At 35.2% G+C, this 19,609-nt stretch carries 20 protein-coding genes; 11 read left to right on the top strand and 9 right to left on the bottom strand.

Annotation, left to right across the window (positions count from 1 at the left end):
• Positions 1–22: 22 nt before the first annotated feature.
• Complete coding sequence (locus R1T42_RS07525) at positions 23–976, bottom strand: transketolase family protein (protein WP_036579602.1); 954 nt, start codon at positions 974–976, stop codon at positions 23–25.
• 31 nt (positions 977–1,007) lie between these two features.
• Positions 1,008–1,853 carry a transketolase gene (locus R1T42_RS07520; protein ID WP_036579605.1) on the bottom strand — a complete coding sequence of 282 codons (846 nt, stop codon included), beginning with the start codon at positions 1,851–1,853 and terminating at the stop codon, positions 1,008–1,010.
• A 286-nt stretch (positions 1,854–2,139) separates the two neighbouring features.
• Between R1T42_RS07520 and tgt the strand changes: the two genes are divergently transcribed.
• The 7 genes from tgt to R1T42_RS07485 all read left to right on the top strand — a co-directional run bounded on the left by tgt (position 2,140) and on the right by R1T42_RS07485 (position 10,258).
• Positions 2,140–3,270 (top strand): tRNA guanosine(34) transglycosylase Tgt, encoded by a 1,131-nt coding sequence (tgt, locus tag R1T42_RS07515; RefSeq protein ID WP_036579607.1) that lies wholly within the window; start codon positions 2,140–2,142, stop codon positions 3,268–3,270.
• Positions 3,270–4,343, top strand: a complete 1,074-nt coding sequence (locus R1T42_RS07510; RefSeq protein ID WP_036579610.1) for an LptF/LptG family permease — start codon at positions 3,270–3,272, stop codon at positions 4,341–4,343. Before tgt ends, R1T42_RS07510 begins: the two co-directional genes overlap by 1 nt.
• Complete coding sequence (locus tag R1T42_RS07505; RefSeq protein WP_317289889.1) at positions 4,330–5,229, top strand: DMT family transporter; 900 nt, start codon at positions 4,330–4,332, stop codon at positions 5,227–5,229. The genes R1T42_RS07510 and R1T42_RS07505 overlap by 14 nt, the downstream gene beginning before the upstream one ends.
• Before the next feature lie 167 nt (positions 5,230–5,396).
• Positions 5,397–6,350 (top strand): acetyl-CoA carboxylase carboxyltransferase subunit alpha, encoded by a 954-nt coding sequence (locus R1T42_RS07500; RefSeq protein ID WP_036579613.1) that lies wholly within the window; start codon positions 5,397–5,399, stop codon positions 6,348–6,350.
• Between the two features lie 337 nt (positions 6,351–6,687).
• Positions 6,688–8,238 carry a replicative DNA helicase gene (gene dnaB / locus R1T42_RS07495; protein ID WP_042269816.1) on the top strand — a complete coding sequence of 517 codons (1,551 nt, stop codon included), beginning with the start codon at positions 6,688–6,690 and terminating at the stop codon, positions 8,236–8,238.
• 208 nt (positions 8,239–8,446) lie between these two features.
• Positions 8,447–9,661, top strand: a complete 1,215-nt coding sequence (locus R1T42_RS07490) for an asparagine synthetase B (RefSeq protein WP_193742966.1) — start codon at positions 8,447–8,449, stop codon at positions 9,659–9,661.
• Positions 9,662–9,718: 57 nt separating this feature from the next.
• Positions 9,719–10,258, top strand: coding sequence for a hypothetical protein (locus R1T42_RS07485; protein ID WP_317289888.1), 540 nt, complete (start codon positions 9,719–9,721; stop codon positions 10,256–10,258).
• A 192-nt stretch (positions 10,259–10,450) separates the two neighbouring features.
• On the opposite strand, the gene mqo is transcribed toward R1T42_RS07485, so the two are convergent.
• Positions 10,451–11,920, bottom strand: coding sequence for a malate dehydrogenase (quinone) (gene mqo, locus R1T42_RS07480; protein ID WP_317289887.1), 1,470 nt, complete (start codon positions 11,918–11,920; stop codon positions 10,451–10,453).
• 143 nt (positions 11,921–12,063) lie between these two features.
• Between mqo and R1T42_RS07475 the strand changes: the two genes are divergently transcribed.
• On the top strand, positions 12,064–12,912 hold the full coding sequence (locus R1T42_RS07475; RefSeq protein WP_317289886.1) for a universal stress protein: 849 nt from the start codon (positions 12,064–12,066) through the stop codon (positions 12,910–12,912).
• Positions 12,913–13,650, top strand: a complete 738-nt coding sequence (locus R1T42_RS07470) for a sulfite exporter TauE/SafE family protein (protein WP_317289885.1) — start codon at positions 12,913–12,915, stop codon at positions 13,648–13,650.
• Between the two features lie 4 nt (positions 13,651–13,654).
• On the opposite strand, the gene deoD is transcribed toward R1T42_RS07470, so the two are convergent.
• The 6 genes from deoD to R1T42_RS07440 all read right to left on the bottom strand — a co-directional run bounded on the left by deoD (position 13,655) and on the right by R1T42_RS07440 (position 17,150).
• Positions 13,655–14,353, bottom strand: coding sequence for a purine-nucleoside phosphorylase (gene deoD, locus R1T42_RS07465; protein WP_317289884.1), 699 nt, complete (start codon positions 14,351–14,353; stop codon positions 13,655–13,657).
• 18 nt (positions 14,354–14,371) lie between these two features.
• On the bottom strand, positions 14,372–15,016 hold the full coding sequence (deoC, locus tag R1T42_RS07460) for a deoxyribose-phosphate aldolase (protein WP_317289883.1): 645 nt from the start codon (positions 15,014–15,016) through the stop codon (positions 14,372–14,374).
• An 83-nt stretch (positions 15,017–15,099) separates the two neighbouring features.
• A complete protein-coding gene (locus tag R1T42_RS07455) occupies positions 15,100–15,564 on the bottom strand; it encodes a DinB family protein (RefSeq protein ID WP_317289882.1) in 465 nt (154 codons plus the stop codon).
• Positions 15,564–15,854, bottom strand: coding sequence for a chaperone modulator CbpM (locus R1T42_RS07450; protein ID WP_036579645.1), 291 nt, complete (start codon positions 15,852–15,854; stop codon positions 15,564–15,566). Before R1T42_RS07450 ends, R1T42_RS07455 begins: the two co-directional genes overlap by 1 nt.
• Positions 15,854–16,732, bottom strand: coding sequence for a J domain-containing protein (locus tag R1T42_RS07445; RefSeq protein ID WP_317289881.1), 879 nt, complete (start codon positions 16,730–16,732; stop codon positions 15,854–15,856). The genes R1T42_RS07450 and R1T42_RS07445 overlap by 1 nt, the downstream gene beginning before the upstream one ends.
• Before the next feature lie 10 nt (positions 16,733–16,742).
• Entirely contained in the window at positions 16,743–17,150 is a 408-nt protein-coding gene (locus tag R1T42_RS07440; protein ID WP_317289880.1) for a P-loop NTPase family protein, read from the bottom strand.
• 175 nt (positions 17,151–17,325) lie between these two features.
• Here R1T42_RS07440 and R1T42_RS07435 point away from each other — a divergent pair, with 175 nt between their 5' ends.
• Positions 17,326–18,552: a PAS domain-containing sensor histidine kinase gene (locus R1T42_RS07435; RefSeq protein WP_317289879.1), complete on the top strand. Its 1,227-nt coding sequence runs from the start codon at positions 17,326–17,328 to the stop codon at positions 18,550–18,552.
• Positions 18,553–18,559: 7 nt separating this feature from the next.
• The gene (locus R1T42_RS07430) at positions 18,560–19,609 is read left to right on the top strand and encodes a response regulator (protein ID WP_317289878.1); all 1,050 of its coding nucleotides are present in this window, start codon (positions 18,560–18,562) and stop codon (positions 19,607–19,609) included.

The following is a 19,609-nucleotide window of genomic DNA, read 5'->3' as shown; positions in this document are numbered from 1 at the left end:
TTAAATTGAATAAGATGAAAGATTACTTTCTGCTTATTACTTTTTCAGCTTTTAATGCAATATTCTCTGCGTTTAAGCCATATTTTTCTAATAATTGAGCTGGTGTTCCACTTTCACCAAAGGTATCCTGGGTAGCAACAAATTCTTGTGCCGTAGGATGGTGCATCGCTAATGTGCGAGCAACACTTTCTCCTAATCCGCCTAGATAATTGTGCTCTTCGGCAGTAACGACACAACCAGTTTTTTTAGCTGATGCGATGATAGCAGCTTCATCAAGAGGCTTAATAGTGTGAATATTAATGACCTCTGCGCTGATTCCTTTTTCATTAAGAGTTTTAGCCGCTTCTAAAGCTTCCCAAACTAAATGACCAGTAGCTATGATAGTAACGTCAGTACCTTCCTGTAGCATCACTGCTTTTCCTATTTCAAACGTTCCATTTTCTGGAGTGAAGTTAGCTACTTTAGGACGACCGAATCTTAAATAAACAGGTCCGTGATGCTCCGCTATAGCTAGTGTAGCTGCTTTAGTTTGATTGTAATCACACGTGTTGATTACAGTCATACCAGGCAACATTTTCATTAATCCTATGTCTTCTAAAATTTGGTGTGTTGCACCATCTTCTCCTAGAGTAAGACCTGAGTGAGAAGCACAAATCTTTACATTCTTATCAGAATATGCGATGCTTTGTCTGATCTGGTCATAAACACGACCTGTAGAAAAGTTAGCAAAAGTTCCCGTAAATGGAATTTTACCACCTATAGTCATACCTGCCGCAATTCCCATCATGTTTGCCTCTGCAATACCAACTTGAAAGAAACGCTCTGGATGATTATCTGCAAAAGCATTCATTTTTAGAGAACCCGTTAAATCAGCACATAGCGCTACAACGTTCTCATTCTTTTTTCCTAGTTCCGTAAGTCCGTCACCAAAACCTGATCTCGTATCCTTACTTCCTGTATTTTCGTAAATTTTCATATACTCATGCTGTTAATACAGCGTGTTTTAATTAATAATCACCTAAGGTTTCTGGATTCTGTCTTAATGCTTCGGCAAGTTGCTCATCATTAGGAGCAATACCATGCCATGCATGAGATCCCATCATAAAGTCGATACCATTACCCATTTCAGTATGAAGCAGGATACAAACTGGCTTACCTTTTCTAGTAAGATTCATTGCTTCTTTCATTCCAGTGATAATTGCATCTACATCATTTCCTTTCTGAACCGTAATAACATCCCAGCCAAAAGCTTCAAATTTATTACGTAAATCACCTAATGCAAGTACCTGTTCTGTACTACCGTCAATCTGTTGCCCATTCACATCAATTGTTGATATTAAATTATCAACCTTATTTGCAGACGCATACATAGCAGCTTCCCAGATCTGTCCTTCTTGTAATTCACCATCTCCATGAAGTGTGAAAACCGTTTTATCATCTCCGTTTAACTTTTTAACTTGTGCAGCACCTATAGCAACACTCATTCCTTGACCTAATGAACCACTTGCAATACGCACACCTGGTAAGCCTTCATGAGTTGTTGGGTGACCTTGTAGTCTGGTGTTTAGTTTTCTAAAAGTACTTAACTCAGATACCGGGAAATATCCAGCACGAGCAAGAACACTATAAAAAACAGGTGAGATGTGACCATTAGATAAAAAGAATAAATCTTCATTTATTCCGTCCATGTTAAAGCTAGGATCATGATCCATTACTTCATTATATAAGGTAACAAGAAATTCTGTGCAACCTAGAGAGCCTCCAGGATGTCCACTACTAACCGCGTGTACTTGTCTTACTATATCGCGACGTACTTGCGTTACTAAATCTTTTAAGTGCTGTGTATCAGCCATTTTGGTTTTTTTTGATGATGGTTCAAAGTTAGAACGATTCTCATTTTTTTAAAGGGTCAAATACCTACCACTTATTAACTAAAAACCATGTTTTGTAAACAAATTAAAAAATAGTGGAGAACTAGTTTATTTATAAGTGCCGTTAGAGTTGTCATAATTACGCTTTCGCGAAAGCGTAATAACAATGTCTATATTTATAATTATCTATTTCAATTAGTTCCTAAATTCATTTTGAGATATTAAAATGAAGTACAAATTCAAGTTCATTAAAGTATCTTTGCGCCGCATGAAATTTGATTTATTACAAACTGATTCACAAAGCCAAGCGAGAGCTGGAGTTGTGCACACGGACCATGGAGCGATTGAGACTCCTATATTTATGCCTGTAGGTACTGTAGGTACTGTTAAAGGCGTTCACCAACGCGAGCTAGAAAATGATGTCAATCCTGACATTATACTAGCAAACACCTATCACCTATACTTACGACCTGGTATAGATGTGCTAGAAAAAGCTGGTGGATTACATAAATTTATGAACTGGGATCGTCCTATTCTTACGGACTCAGGTGGATATCAAGTGTATTCTCTTAGTGCAAATCGTAAGATTAAAGAAGAAGGTGTGAAATTCAAATCACATATAGATGGTTCATACCACTTTTTTACTCCAGAACGTGCTATGGATATACAGCGCAGTATAGGTGCAGATATTATTATGGCGTTTGATGAGTGTACTCCATATCCATGTGAATATAATTATGCGCGTCGCAGTATGCACATGACTCACCGATGGTTAAAAAGGTGTATTGAGCACTTTAACAATACTCCTAATAAATACGGTTTTAATCAAACTTTATTTCCGATCATTCAAGGAAGTACATACAAGGATTTAAGAGAACAAAGTGCTGAGTTTATCGCAAATTGTGATATGCCTGCAAATGCGATAGGTGGACTGTCAGTAGGTGAGCCGGCTGAGGAAATGTATGCTATGACAGATGTCGTTACAGCTGTATTGCCTAAGGATAAACCTCGATATCTTATGGGTGTGGGAACGCCTATTAATCTATTAGAAAATGTAGCGTTAGGTGTCGACATGTTTGACTGTGTGATGCCTACACGTAATGGGCGTAATGGGATGATTTTTACAGCTCATGGTACCATGAACATGAAGAATAAGAAATGGGAAACAGATTTCTCACCATTAGATCCAGGAGATTATGCTTGGGTAGATACTGCTTATTCTAAGGCTTATGTACGACACTTATTTACTGTAAACGAGATGTTGGGTAGACAAATTTGTACCATACACAATTTATCCTTCTATTTATGGTTAATGAGAGAAGCTCGCAAGCATATAATAGCAGGTGACTTTAGAACATGGAAGGATAAGATGGTTAAACAAATGGATAATAGACTTTAGTGCTTAAAATTCTAGATAGATACATATTAAAACAATACTTAGGAGCTTTTCTACTGCTCTTGTGCCTTTTCATACCTATTATGATTACCGTGCATATTGCAGAAAAGATAGGGAAGATCTTAAGTAAAAACATCCCTTTTGCCGAGGTGATGATGTACCTTCTAGACTTTACCATCTATTTTTCAAATTTCTTATTTCCTATTTTTCTCTTTATTTCTACCATGTTTTTCACTTCTAAACTGGCTAATAATACAGAGATTGTCGCCTTTCTAAGTTCTGGAGTGTCTTACAATAGATTTTTGCGTCCTTACATAATAGGTGCGGTATTAGTTTGTGTTACCGCTTTAGTATTTAGTACGGTGTTTGTTCCAGATGCAGCAGCAGGATTTAATGAGTTTCAATTCAAATACTTTAAGTCAGAAAAAGAACGGCAGACCAATAATGTTTTCCGGCGTATATCAGATGACGATTATGTGTATGTAAGTAATTACAATTCTGGAAGAAAAACAGGATACGATTTTACCTTAGAGCATTTTAACGGCAATGAACTAGAGTATAAATTATACGCAGAACGTATTGCTTTTAAAGACAGCATTTACACACTCAGTCGTTATAAAAAACGTGTACTGCAGGAAAATGGAGAAATATTAACTACTAAGGCAAAATTAGACACCATTCTTAATTTTGATATAGATGAGTTAACTCCATCATCTTATGTGGCAGAGACTTTATCTTATCAAAAGCTTCTTGATTTTATAGAGACAGAAGAAAGTCGTGGTAATGGAAATATGAACGTATATTATGTTGAGAAACATAAGCGTACATCCATACCTGTAAGTGCTTTAATATTTACCATTATAGCTGTTGCAGTATCGTCTGTTAAAAAGCGAGGTGGAATGGGTGTGAATCTTGCGATAGGTCTAGCCATAGCAATGAGTTATATGTTCTTGGATAAAGTATTCGGAACTATTGCAGAGAAAAGCACATCGTTTGAACCATGGATCGCCGTTTGGGCTCCTAATATATTCTTTGGTATAGTAGCTTTATTCCTGATAAGAAATGCGCGACGATAGATTATTTAATTATCTCCATCTTCATTTTATAGTTTTTATTTGGGGTTTTACCGCAGTATTAGGTGCACTTATTTCGATAGAATCTGTGCCTCTAGTCTGGTGGCGCATGGTGCTAGCCGTCATTATGATTGTGATCTACATGAAGGTGAAAAAGATTCCGTTTCAATTTACGGGAGTTCATAAATTACCGCGCAAGCGTTTACTATCCATTTGTCTAGCAGGTATGGTCATCGCCTTGCACTGGATTACATTTTTTGGTGCCATTAAAGCGTCTAATGTATCTGTTACTCTTGCGATGATGAGTACAGGAGCTTTTTTTACAGCCTTGCTAGAACCGCTGTTTACGCCTAAAAAATTGGTATGGTATGAACTAGTATTTGGGATGGTGATTATAGGTGCTTTGTATTATATTTTTCAAGTAGAGACAGAGTATATTATGGGAATGGTGCTGGGATTAATAAGTGCTTTTTTGAGCGCTACATTCTCGATTATGAATGTGACTTTTGCAAAAGAGCATCCTCCATCAATGATATCGTTTTATGAATTATTAAGTGGTGTGTTATTGCTATCCTTATTTTTTGCGCTCCCACAATTTGACTTTGTTGGACCACAACAATTGACTAGTGATGACTGGTTGTGGATGGGAATATTAGCATCTGTATGTACTGCTTATGCGTTTATCGCTAGTGTAAAAGTAATGAAGTATTTAAGTGCTTATACGGTCATGCTTACCACAAACCTCGAGCCAGTTTATGGGATTTTACTAGCGTTTTTCATATTGGGCGATGCAGAGCAAATGACACCACAGTTCTACATTGGTGCCATTGTTATTCTAGTGGTTATTGTCCTCAACGGTTTTATAAAAACACGTTTACAACGCAAATAGTAGAAGCATTAATAGCTCTATAATTATTTTAAAAGTTACAGAGCTGTTTCATGTCGCTTTCGCGAAAGCGAATAAAATAAAACCTCTTAATATCTTATACTATTGAGGTGCTATCGCTTAAAAGAATCTATTATATTTGTCTTCCTAACAAGAACAACCCTAAGTTTATGGAATATCTTGATTTTGAATTACCTATCAAGGAACTTGAAGAAAAATACCAGCAAACGCTGGCTATAGGAAGTGATAGCGAAGTAGACGTTACCGCAACCTGTAAACAAATAGAGAAAAAATTAAAAGCTACTCGCAAAGAGATTTATGGCAATTTAACGCCATGGCAACGTGTGCAAATGTCACGTCATCCTGCTCGTCCTTATACACTAGATTATATCAAAGCAATTTGTGGTGACACATGGCTAGAGCTGCACGGTGATCGTGGAGTAAAGGATGATAAAGCAATGATAGGTGGGCTAGGTAAGATAGGCGATCAGAGCTTTATGTTCATCGGTCAGCAAAAAGGTTTTAATACCAAGACACGTCAGTATCGCAATTTCGGTATGGCAAATCCTGAGGGATATCGTAAGGCCTTACGTCTTATGAAAAGTGCCGAGAAATTTGGTGTTCCTGTAGTATGTCTTATTGACACACCAGGTGCATATCCAGGACTAGAAGCTGAGGAACGTGGACAAGGTGAAGCAATTGCTCGCAATATTCTTGAAATGACTCGTTTAAAAGTACCTATCATTGTAATGATTATAGGTGAAGGAGCAAGTGGTGGAGCGCTAGGTATAGGAGTAGGTGATCGAGTAATAATGCTTGAAAACACTTGGTATTCTGTCATCTCACCAGAGTCTTGTTCTTCTATTTTGTGGCGCAGCTGGGAATTTAAAGAGCAAGCTGCAGATGCGTTAAAGCTAACTGCAACTGATATGAAAAAAATGAAACTGGTTGATGAGATCCTCAAAGAACCAGTAGGTGGCGCGCATACTAATAGACCTGATACTTTTAAAGCAGTAAGTGCATGTATATTACGCCATTATGAAGAATTGAAAGTTCTAAAAGCTCCAGAGCTTGTTGAACAACGTATGGATAAATATTGTAATATGGGTGTTTACAAAGAGTAAGCCTATTACCATCTTATATATAAAATCCCTAGACCGATAGGTCTAGGGATTTTTTTATCGTCGATAAAATACCTAGCGATCATTTTGCATCTTGTTTATCCTCAAGCAACAAAGTATTTTCTTTAAAAAGTAGGAGAAATCGTGTTGTAAAACTTATCAACGACCTTATTTTTGTTTCGAATTTAGGCGCGATTTTTGTCGCCTATTGATTTACAATACAATCAAAAAAAAACTGCAGTTATCAACAGGTTGTCATCATAATAAATAGTTAATTTGTTAACTACCGTGTGACATCCCTATACTTAATAAACACCTTTAAAGCACTACTTTTGAACCTATGGAAAAAATTCAATCATTAGCCGTATCTAAAACAGACAATAGTATGGTCGTTCCTCTTGAGAGAGGAAAGATACCACCGCAAGCTATTGATTTAGAGAAAGTTGTTCTAGGAGCGTTGATGATTGATGGTAAAGGTGTGGATGAGGTTATTGACCTGTTAACACCTGAGGTTTTCTATCAAAAATCCCATCAATACATCTTTGATGCTATTGATAAACTGTTTAAAAGCGGTAGTCCGGTCGACTTATTAACCGTTAGTGCTCAATTGCGTAAAGATGAGAAAAGTGAAGCCGCTGGTGGTGACCATTATCTTGTGCAATTGTCACAGCTAGTAAGTTCAACGGCACACATTGAATTTCACGCTAGAATTATACAGCAAAAGTTTATTCAGCGTAGTTTGATTAAATTATCTACAGAGATTATTTCAGACTCTTATGAAGAGTCTACAGACGTTTTTGACCTACTAGATAAGGCAGAATCTAAACTGTATGAGGTAACTCAAGGTAATATTAGAAAAAGTACAGAGTCTGCAATGGATCTGGTAAAACAGGCAAAGCAGCGTATTGAAGATATCGCAAACCGTGATGGATTAAGTGGTATCCCTACTGGATTTACAGATCTAGATCGATTAACATCTGGATGGCAGCCTAGTGATTTAATTATTATCGCGGCACGTCCTGGTATGGGGAAAACGGCCTTTACACTTTCTATGGCACGTAACGTGGCGGTAGGATCTAATATACCAGTAGCATTCTTCTCACTAGAGATGAGTTCTGTACAATTGATCACTCGTTTGATATCCTCAGAAACTGGATTGAGCAGTGAAAAGTTAAGAACCGGTAAGCTTGAGCCATTTGAATGGGAGCAGCTTAACGTTAAAGTAAAAGATCTAGAGCGAGCACCTATTTTCATTGATGATACACCATCATTATCCATTTTTGACTTGCGTGCAAAGTGTAGACGTCTAGCTTCACAACATGGTATTAAGTTAATCATGATTGATTACTTACAGTTAATGACCGCACAAACAGGTGCAAAAGGTGGTAACCGTGAACAAGAAATATCAACCATTTCTCGTAATCTTAAAGCACTGGCAAAAGAACTTAGTGTTCCTGTAATAGCACTATCACAGCTATCGCGTGCGGTAGAGACTCGAGGTGGTAGTAAAAGACCATTACTATCTGACCTGCGTGAATCTGGAGCAATCGAGCAAGATGCAGATATTGTATCCTTTATCTATAGACCAGAGTATTATAACCTTGAAGAATGGGATGATGATGATCGCAGCCCAACTGCAAATCAAGCCGAATTTATCGTTGCCAAACACCGTAATGGTGCGACAGATGCGATACGTCTTAAGTTCCTTGGGCAGTTTGGTAAGTTTGATAACCTTGATGATTTCTCGACGCCATATGAATTTGGTTCAAAAATGAATGCGGCAAACGATGATACTAACAGGCCAGATGGACTTGATCCTAGAAGTTTACCTAGCGCTCAAGACGCATTTGGTGATTTCCCTGCGAGTCCAGATGATGAGGTACCTTTCTAGGTCATCTTTAAAAAGCATATACTTTTTTCTATAACTACTGCGTTCTTTGCTATCTTAGCCATCGAGCCATAGTATGGCATTTTTTATGATGTAGATGATTGGGTTTACGCTTTCGCGAAAGCGTAATGAACCATCTCACAGCTCAAAAGTACACATGTTTATGTTTAAGAAATTTCTATTATACGCCTTTCTAGCACTATGGGCACCTATGGCAATGGGACAATATTTATTTGTTCCTATGGATGCCGACACTCAAAACGATCACTTAAAAGCCTATGGAGTTTCCTATTGGGTACTCAGTAAAGGGACCAAAGTAAAATGGTTATTGAACTATCGTGGTGGCTCTTTTTTAATGCCCGATGTCGATGAAATAAAGAAGGAATTAATCGTACGTGGCGTGAGTTATGAGGAAATGACAGAAAGTGAAGTGAGCGATATACTTGCTCTTATTGCTAGTCCATCTCAAAACATGCAAGAAGTATTGCTAGAAAAAGCACCTAAAATAGCCGTGTATACTCCTACAGGAAAGTTGCCATGGGATGATGCGGTAACGATGGTACTTACCTATGCAGAGATTCCTTATACTAAGGTCTATGATGAAGAAGTTCTTGCAGACGAGTTATTACTCTATGACTGGCTGCACTTGCACCATGAAGATTTTACAGGTCAATATGGTAAATTTTACAGAAGCTTTAAAACAGCAGCCTGGTACATTCAAGAAAAAAAGGAAGCCGAAGAACGTGCTGCTAAACTAGGATACGATAAAGTAAGTGAGGCAAAACGTGACGTAGCACTTAAAATACGTGATTATGTAGTCGGTGGTGGCTTTATGTTTGCGATGTGTAGCGCTACAGACAGCTTTGACATTGCCCTTGCCGCCGAAGGTGTTGATATCGCTGAGCCTATGTTTGACGGTGATGCTAGTGAAGCTGCCTATCAAACTAAAATTGATTACACTAAGACCTTTGCCTTTACAGATTTTACCTTAGAACGATCACCTAATGTGTATGAATTCAGCTCTATAGACATGACGCAGAAGCGTGGTATTAAAAAAGAATTGGATTACTTTTCTTTAATGGATTTCAGCGCAAAATGGGATCCTATCCCAACGATGTTGAATCAAAATCACACCAGTCTCGTAAAAGGATTTATGGGACAAACGACCAGTTACGATCGTGATGAAGTGAAGAAAAACGTATTGGTACTAGGGGAAAATAGATCTAACAAAGAAGCAAAATACATTCATGGTATACGTGGTAAAGGATTCTTCACCTTTTACGGTGGTCACGATCCAGAAGATTACCAGCATAGAGTAGGAGATCCACCTACAGAGTTGAGCCTGCATCCCAACTCGCCAGGATATCGTTTGATATTAAACAACGTATTATTCCCAGCAGCTAGAAAGAAGAAGCAGAAGACTTGATGGGTATCAATCGGATAAGTAAACTTATTAAATAAGCGCGAATTAAATATTCAAGAATTGATAAAACAAACATTTCTAGTTATTTTGATAATCTTTCTGTCATTTGGTAAATCTACTTTTCCGGTAAATGATAAAATTAAATGGCATTCTTCGCGACCTTTGAAATGGTCTGATTTTAAAGGAAAAAAAGAGGTTGGTAAAAAACGAGTTGCTGTTGCTGAAACTGCTGTTGAAATTGTAACTGAAAACTCATTTTATAGAGATGGAATACCCATTTTCGAAATTAACTGTTATTTTTTAAAAAATGAATCTTGGACTATAACTAAAGATATACAACATTTAAAACATGAACAGTCACACTTTAATATTCATGAAGTTTATACTCGTAAGATTAGAAAAGAATTTGATAGCTTAAACAATAATAAAATCACTGATTTTGACGTATATAAAAGTGTATTTGAAAAAAAATTGAGTGAATGTGATTCATTAAATAATAAATATGATAATGAAACTTATTTTAGTATTGATAAAATTGTACAAGTAAAATGGGAGAAAAAAATATCACAAATGTTAATCGAATTAAATTCTTTTAAATAATTAAACACGATATTATATTTAATTTTTGTATCATGTTTGTTTGTAAAGATTACTTAATCTTCGATATAGTTACATACCATCAATAAATTGAAAATAAAAACCTGCAGTGTCTGCGTGTCGAGCTGCACGTCGTACACATCTGTAATGCGTGTGTTTTAATCTAAGATTTAAAATGCGCACATGCCCTAATTTTTACAACTCTAACAATACCTTAGACTTCATCAACTCTTTATCAAATAACTCTTTAGTAACCTCAGTTTTATAAAATGGAATCATTTTTTGTAGTTTACTTAAGGTTTCAGGATTTTCTATGAGTTCAGGAAAAGCTTTTTCTATCACGTCTAGCATAATCTTTACCGCTGTAGAAGCTCCAGGAGAGGCGCCTAAAAGGCAAGTAATACTTCCATCTTTACTAGCTATGACTTCAGTGCCAAACTGTAACTGTCCGCCTTTAAATTCATCTTTTTTAATGATTTGAACGCGCTGTCCAGCAACTAGGTATTCCCAATCTTCATTTTTGGCATTTTTATAGAACTTGCGCAAATCATCCATGCGGTCATCAAAGGACATGGTGACTTGGTTTACTAAGTATTGAGTTAGTGGTAGATTATCCCAAAAGGTCTCCAGCATCGGTTTAATATTATCGGTCTTAATTGATTTAAAAAGATCCAGATAAGAACCTTCTTTTAAAAACTTAGGACTAAAACCGGCAAAAGGACCAAATAGTAATTCGCGTTTCCCATTAATAAATCTCGTGTCTAGATGTGGCGTGCTCATAGGTGGATCATTAGGTCCAGCTTTAGAATAAACCTTGCCGTAATGCTGGTTAATAATCTCTTGGTTTTTACAAACCAGCCATGCGCCACTTACTGGAAATCCGCCATAACCTTCTTTTTCGTCTATTTCTACCTTTTGTAATAGTAACAAACTACCGCCACCGGCACCTATAAAAACATGGTGTGCACTTAAAGTTCTAGTATCACCACTGATCCTATTTTTTGTAATGACGTCCCATTCTATATCTTTATCTGGATCTACATCTTGAACCTCTTCATTAAATGAAACGGTGACGTTATATTCTTTTTCTAGTATATGAAATAGCTGTTCTGTTAGAGATCCGAAGTTCATTTCGGCACCACGATTGATTCTAGAGCCAGCCATATGATCGCTCTCATCACGGTTTTCCATGATTAATGGAAACCATTCTTTCATTTTCTCTATAGATCTTGTGAATTCTATAGAATCAAACATGAAATGTTCTTTCATAGCGTGAAAGCGTCGCTCTAGATAATCAACATTATCTGCTCCATAAACCCAGCTATTATGCGGTACCGGATTTATAAAAGAGTTAGGTTCTTTGATCAGATTTTGAGCTATCAGGTAACTCCAGAATTGTTTAGACATTTCAAATTGTGTACAAATATCTATTGCCTTACTAATATCAACTTGATCATTTTTTTGAGGGCAATAATTAAGTTCACATAAAGCACTATGACCAGTACCAGCATTATTCCATGCAGCACTACTTTCTTGAGCAACTTTATCTAATCGTTCTAAAATTAGAATGCGCATTTCTGGTTGAAGTATTTTAGTAATAAGGGCTAGAGTAGCGGTCATGATACCAGCGCCAACACATATAAGGTCGTAGTCTTTATTTTCCATTCTCAATTTTAAGGATTATTAAATTAATGCAATAATAAAAGCCTATTAAAATATGAGAGTATATACAGTTTGATAGCATTGACATATATCATAGTTTGCTCTTGATCTAACAATTACATTTGATTAGACTAAAAGCAATCGTCATGAAAAATATTCTATTACTTACGGATTTTACTGATAAATCTGAAAATGCACACGATTATGCACTTCAGCTTTTTACAGGTCAATCTTGCAGTTTCCATCTATTGAGCGTGCAAAAGTTTTGGGAATACACTATGGATGATCTTATGGTTGCAAATCCTAAAGACGACATCGCAGCTGCGTTATTAAATGATAATAAAAGTGATTTAAAAAAAGTAAGTGAAGCTTTAAAAATTAAATCTAAAAATGAAGATTACAATTTTCACACCATGGTGGATTATGATGTCTTTACGAGTGCTGTAAATGATGCCGTAAAGAAATATCATATAGATTTAATTATCTGTGGTACAGATGGTAAAAGTGGTATCATTGAATACATCTTTAGCTCACATACCTTAAGGATTATAAGAAATACAGACTGTCCCGTTCTAGCTGTACCTACAGAATATAGCTATGAAAAGCCAACTGCTGTTCAGTATATTTTAGATTATGATGATATATTTGACGAGTGCGGCAAAGATGTTTTTTTAGAATTAGTTTCAAAATTTAGATCTACTATTAATGTCATTCGTTTTAATCATGGATTTCAAATAGATCCTATAAATTATAGAGAAGAACGAGAAGCTTTTATTAAGTTTTGTTTGCCTAGTCCGGTGATTTATGAGCTTCATAAAGATCAAGAGCCATTAATGATTATCAAAAAATCTTTGAACTCTAGAAATTATCAACTACAAGCAATATCTGTAAAGTCTCAATCTTTCCTAGAGCGCATGATATCAGAATCACATCTTTCTGAGATAGTGAATGCAGCTACTTTACCGCTTCTAGTATTAAGAGATTGTAATTCCTAGATGCTTAGCAGATACCTACCTGTCTTTTTAATACTAGCTTTATTAGCAGAAGTGCTGGGAACTATCGGTGGTTTTGGTTCTTCTGTATTCTTTGTGCCAGTTGCAAATTTTTATTTTGACTTTCAATCTGTTTTAGGAATTACAGCATTATTCCATTTATCCAGTAATGTGACTAAAATTGCCTTCTTCAGAAAAGGTTTAGATAAAAGACTGTTGTTATATCTAGGTATACCGGCTATAATATTTGTTTCTATTGGTGCTTTTTTAAGTAAATACGTTAATCCAGGTATGCTGGGTTTGATATTAGGTGTTTTTTTGATTGTTCTCAGTCTTGTTTTTTTAATTTTTAAAAAGCTAGTGGTTAAGGACAGCAATAAAAATGCTATTGCTGGTGGCGTTTTGTCTGGCCTTAGTGCTGGATTATTAGGAACTGGTGGTGCGATAAGAGGTATTACTATGGCTGCATTTAAGATGGATAAAGCAACCTTTATCGCGACATCTGCAGCTATTGATTTTGGCGTAGATGCCAGTAGAGCTGTTATTTATTATTACAATGGTTACATGCATCAAGAGCATTTATATATAGCTGGGCTATTGTTAATAGTTGCTATTGTAGGTACATGGATTGGCAAGCGAATACTGGCTTATTTTTCTCAGGAACAATTTAGAACTTTAGTACTCGTATTAATATTGATTATAGGTATAGCTAGTGTTTTTTCTGATTACATTAAAATGTAAATTACTATAACGTGGCTAGTGCTATCTCAATCATTTTTTGAAATGTGGTCTCTCTTTCTTCAGACGTGGTGTGTTCTCCAGTAACTAGTGAATCTGATATAGTCAGTATAGAAAGTGCCTTAACATTGTGTTTTGCAGCGATAGTATATAGTCCAGCAGTTTCCATTTCTACACATAATACACCATAGTCTGCCCATTGTTTATAGTTCTCAAAATCATCTTCATAGAACTCATCTGCAGATAGAATGTTACCAGCTTTAATGTCAATGTTATTTTCTCTTGCATAAAGACACGCTTTTAGAAACAAATCAAAATTTGCAGTAGGCGAGTAGTCGGCATTCTTAAATCTTGAATTATTAATTCCAGATGTCGTACTGGCCGCCATTGCAATCACAATATCTCTTATCGCTACATCTTTTTGATAAGAACCAGCAGATCCTACACGTATCAAATTCTTTACTCCATAATCATTAATTAATTCATGACAGTAAATAAGTGCAGATGGTATTCCCATGCCAGTTCCTTGTACAGATACAGGTTTACCTTTATAGTTTCCAGTATAGCCCAGCATGCCTCGTACATCATTATAACAAATTGCGTTATCCAGAAAAGTTTCAGCTATCCATTTTGCTCGCATAGGATCTCCAGGAAGTAGAACGGTGTCTGCAATTTCTCCTTTTTTGGCTTCTATATGTGTACTCATAATATGGGTCTTATTTAATTATGCTTCTACTATTTTAATACCAGATGAAGTTCCGATTCTATCAACACCTAGCGCTATATACTTTACAGCAGTTTCTTTATCTTTAATGCCTCCAGAAGCTTTAATTTTAATTTGATTTCCTACTGTTTCTTTCATCAATCTTACATTTTCAATGGTTGCGCCTCCAGTCCCAAAACCAGTTGATGTTTTAATAAAATCTACATTTGCCTCTAGGCATATGTCACAGGCATTTTTAATTTGACTATCATTAAGGTAACAGTTCTCAAAGATGACTTTAAGGACTTTTCCTTTTGAAGCTTCTCGTACCGCAAGAATATCTTTTTTCACTGTTTCAAGATCATTATTTATTAAGGCTCCTATTTGAAGCACCATGTCGATTTCATCAGCACCGTGCGCTATAGCTTCTTTAGTTTCAAAAACTTTAGTTTGAGTACTGACAGCGCCTAAAGGAAATCCCACAACGGTTGCTATTTTTATTGAGGTGTTTTTCAATTCCGCTTTCGCGAAAGCGGTATAACAGCCATTAACGCATACGGCATAAAAATGGTGCTCCATAGCTTCTTTACATAATATGGCTATATCGTCTAAGGTAGACGTCGCTTTAAGTTGTGTATGGTCTATATAAGTATTGATGGAAGTCATGTTGAGAATGTATTTTAATCTTAACTAGCTGAGATTGGATCTTGCAAGATCCATGATTGTAATTGATTGATTAGTTCCATCATTTAATTAAATACGGTTCCATATTTAAGTATAATACCTATCTGACCTGCATGATAGGCTGTGTGTGAGATGATACGGCCTAGAGCTTGTGCTTTAGTCTTGACACCAAATTCTTTAGTTTTTATTTCTACATCCCAGTCGGTGGCATCTTGTTTTTGAATAATATCCATCAATACATCTCTAGAGTTATCAAGCATTAATATCAATTTTTCTAAATCAGTCCATTCACCAGTGTCGTGTTGTGCAATAATGGTTTTTGCAATTATTTTTGTGTCTTTTGCGCCAAAAACATTCTTTGCAAATAATAATTCAACTTCAACAATGTGGCGCAACAAAAAACCTAAACTATTAGGTGATGGCGCTAGTTTTTTCTTGAGGTCAAAAGTGGTTATAGAACTTAATTGATTCTCTAATCTCGTGCGAGATTCTTTCCATAAAGAAATAAGGTGTTCAGTTTGTGTAGCCATTATAAGAATCTTTGTAGTTTGTTTTCTAATTGAATAATCTGTTGTTGCATAGACTCCATACGTTCTAGTAAGTCTATAATCGTATCTACACCTTCTAGATTGATATTTAAATCTTTGTGGAAAACGATTATTTTTTCAAGTTTTTTTATTTGATGCTCGGGTATGAAATATGCTTCTTCGAGTTCTATAATTTCAATGAGACCTTCTTTACCTAATATTTGAACCATCTCTAGTTCAATGTGATGACCAATACAAAAGTCTATCGCAGGTATGAGTTCATAATCTTCCATTAGTCTTCTAATTTTAAAAGTTCTTGATATAGTTCTTTTTGTTTAGGCGACAGTTTTTCAGGTATTACAACTGAGTATGTAACATACAAATCACCATAAGAGCCTTCTTTTTTATAGATTGGGAAACCTTTTCCTTTAAGCTTTACTTTAGTACCGTTTTGAGCACCTTCTTTTATGGTTAATTTCACCTTGCCATCTAAGGTGTTAATAAGTTGAGAACCTCCTAAAATCGCGGTTAGTAAAGGGATGTCTTGGGTTATAAATAAATCGCCTTTTTCTCTTTTAAATGGTGTGTCGTTAACAATTGAAAAAGTAATGATTAAATCTCCATTAGGGCCATTACTAGGGCTTATGCCACCATGATTTTTAATCTTAATACTTTGTCCATTTGTTACACCTGCAGGAATAGTGATTCTAATATTTTTACCATTAATGGTCAGCGTTCTCTTATGGGTTTTGTAAATATCCATAAGATTGAGTTGAAGCTCTGCTCTTAAGTCCTGACCTCTATAAGACTGTCGTTGTTGTCTGCCACTGTCGAACATAGATTCAAAGTAATCTGAGAAATCCTCTTGGTTGTAGCTTTGTTGTCTGTAGTATGCGTCTTGTTGATGTTTACTTTGCTGTTTTTTTGCTTGTTCATAAGCTTCTGCGTTTTCCCAGTTTTCACCATATTGATCATATTTTTTACGATTCTCAGGATTGCTTAAAACCTCATTAGCCTCATTTAATTGCTTAAATTTAGTCTCGGCTTCTTTATCATTTGGGTTAAGATCAGGATGATATTTACGAGCCATTTTACGGTATGCCTTTTTAATATCATTTTCACTAGCATTTTTTTCTACACCTAATATTTTGTAGTAATCTATAAATTTCATGTGTGGTAGTCTATAGCTGGTTTAATTCTATTTCTAATTTATGAAGTATAATGAGTTCAGATTTATTGAGTTTTGAATAAGAGTATGCAATTGCTTTTGCAGTTTCTAGAATTAAACGACTCACTTGCTCATTATACAATTGTGGCTGTTCATTTTTATAGCTGACAAACGATTGATACATATCGTCTGTACTTTCATTAAAGAATTGAACACCTTCAAAAACAATCTCTATAAGATGTGCTGCATCACCACCCAAAATATCTGTCAATTCATCATATTGTAACCAGAATTTTTCGATATAAACTTTTAACGTTTTAAATTCTTCTGGGGCTATTTTTTTATCACAAAATGCCACGGCATAAAATAGCTTACCTAGATTATGATAAAATGATTCTGTAGTTTTAATATTTGGTTTCATAATCAATTGTTTTCTCAAATTTAAAAGTTGTTCAGGATGATAACTATGATTTATATCATGAGAGTTGATGGATTTTTATATCGTTAATAATGATGAGTTCATTCAATTTATTAGTGCTGTAAAAGCTTTATTAATTTATTAAATAAAACATTTCTTTTAATTGTATTTTTGAGATATGAAGTTTTTTGAAGAGAGTGTAGAAGAGGCTTTTCGTATCTTATTTGAAGGTGCGTCAGAAGGTATTGTTGTAGTAAATTCAGAACAGTTTATAGTGGCAACTAATTCTTCTGCAAGAGCAATTTTTGGATATGATAAGAATGAACTAGAAGGACAGCATCTTCATAAATTAATTCCTTCTTCATACCATAAAGAACATCATTCTCACTTCAATGGTTTTATGAAACACAGTCAGAAGCGAGAAATGGGTAAAGGTCGTGTACTCTACGGTATGCGTAAAGACGGTTCTCAGTTCCCAGTAGAAGCTGGTTTAAATCCTTTTTCTTTACATGATCATCACTACGTAATGGCTTTAGTCACTGATATTACTGTACGTAAAGCTCAAGAAAAACATATTGAAGATCTTAATAACCATTTAGAAGAGAAGATAGAAGAGCGTACCGATTCTTTAAATCAAGCTGTTAAATCGTTACAAGATGAAATTGTTTTAAGAAAAGAAGCAGAGAGAAGCGCAAATGAAGCCCTACAAAAAGAAAAAGAGCTGAATGAACTGAAAACTAAATTTTTATCTCTGGTTTCTCATGAGTTTAAAACACCTATTAGTGGTATTTTAACTTCGGCAACACTTGCATCAAAATATACTAAAGAAGAACATCAAGAAAAAAGAGTTAAACACCTTAATACTATTAAGAGTAAGGTGAAATATCTTAATACAATTATAGATGACTTTTTATCTATTGAAAGATTAGATACTGGTAAGACTAATTATAAAATAACATCATTTCCTTTAAGCAAGGTGCTTAATGAGGTGATCTATGATGCAAACGTCCATTTAAAAGATGAACAAAGTATCAATTATCCCAAAAATGCAGATGCTATAACAATAAAATTTGATGAGAAAATACTAGAACTATCATTAAGTAATCTTATTCATAATGCCGTAAAGTATTCTGGTGAAGGAACTATAGTAGATATAAAAGTTGTAGAAAAAATAAATTTTATAGAAATATTAATCATAGATCAAGGAATAGGAATACCAGAACATGAACAACGTTTTGTTTTTGATAGATATTTCAGAGCAGAAAATGTATTGCTTAATCCAGGTACTGGTATAGGTCTTAATATTGTGAAAAATCATTTGAAAAACTTAGGTGGCAACATCACTTTTCAAAGTAAAGAAAATGAAGGTTCTACCTTTGCTATAACTATTCCTACAAGTAAATAACATAATAATGAAAAAGATCTTAATTATAGAAGATGATGCCGCATTAAGGGAGAATACAGCCGAATTGCTTGAGCTGTCAGACTTTGATGTTATTACTGCGGCAAATGGTCGTTTAGGAATAGAACAAGCTCAAAAAAACAAACCCGATGTTATCGTTTGTGATATCATGATGCCAGAAGTAGATGGTTATGGTGTTTTAGAGGCTTTATCACTAGACGTGAGTACCAATCAAATCCCTTTTATATTCTTATCAGCTCGCACAGACCATAAAGAGGTACGTAAAGGAATGGATCTAGGAGCAGATGATTATCTAACAAAACCATTTGAAGAAGAAGAATTATTAAACGCTATAGAAACTCGATTAGCCAAAGCTGAAGTTTTTAAATCTTTATTAAATAATTTACCACAACCTTCAAATGATGAAGATCAATTGCGTAATCTAAATGAATTGAAAAATTTTTTTGATGATCATGGAGAAGAGCTTAGTTTTAAAAAAGGTGATGTAATCTATCAAGAAGGTTCACGTTCATTTAGAATTTACTTGATTACAAAAGGAGTGGTTAAAACATATCAAATCGATAAAAGTGGTAAGGAGTTAATTACTTCCTTATTTAAGGAAGATGAGTTTTTAGGGTTTACCTCTATATTAGATAATGTTGCTTATGAAGAATCTGCAGAGGCTCTTGAAGACGTGACTCTAGTTGGTGTCTCTAAATCTGTCCTTAAGGAAATACTAGATCACAGTAATAATTTATCAATGGAGTTGTTACAATTGTTATCTGATAATGTAGCTCATGTAAAAACACAACTTTTACAAATGGCTTATAGTTCAGTACGTAAAAAAACAGCTCAGACGATACTACAATTTGCTAGTGCTTTCAATAAACAAGCTCAAGAAGATATTTGTATCACTCGTAACGATCTAGCAAGTGTTGCAGGTATAGCTACAGAAAGTTTAATACGCACTTTATCTGGATTTAAAAAAGATGGGCTTATTGAAATAGAAGGACGCAGTATTAGAATTATCGATATTAATGGACTTGAAAAAGTAGAATAA

Origin of the sequence: Nonlabens ulvanivorans, from assembly GCF_032922765.1 — a bacterium.
Classification (GTDB): domain Bacteria; phylum Bacteroidota; class Bacteroidia; order Flavobacteriales; family Flavobacteriaceae; genus Nonlabens; species Nonlabens ulvanivorans.
Note: the sequence above shows the minus strand (reverse complement) of the source record. Positions and strands in the feature narration are given on the sequence as shown.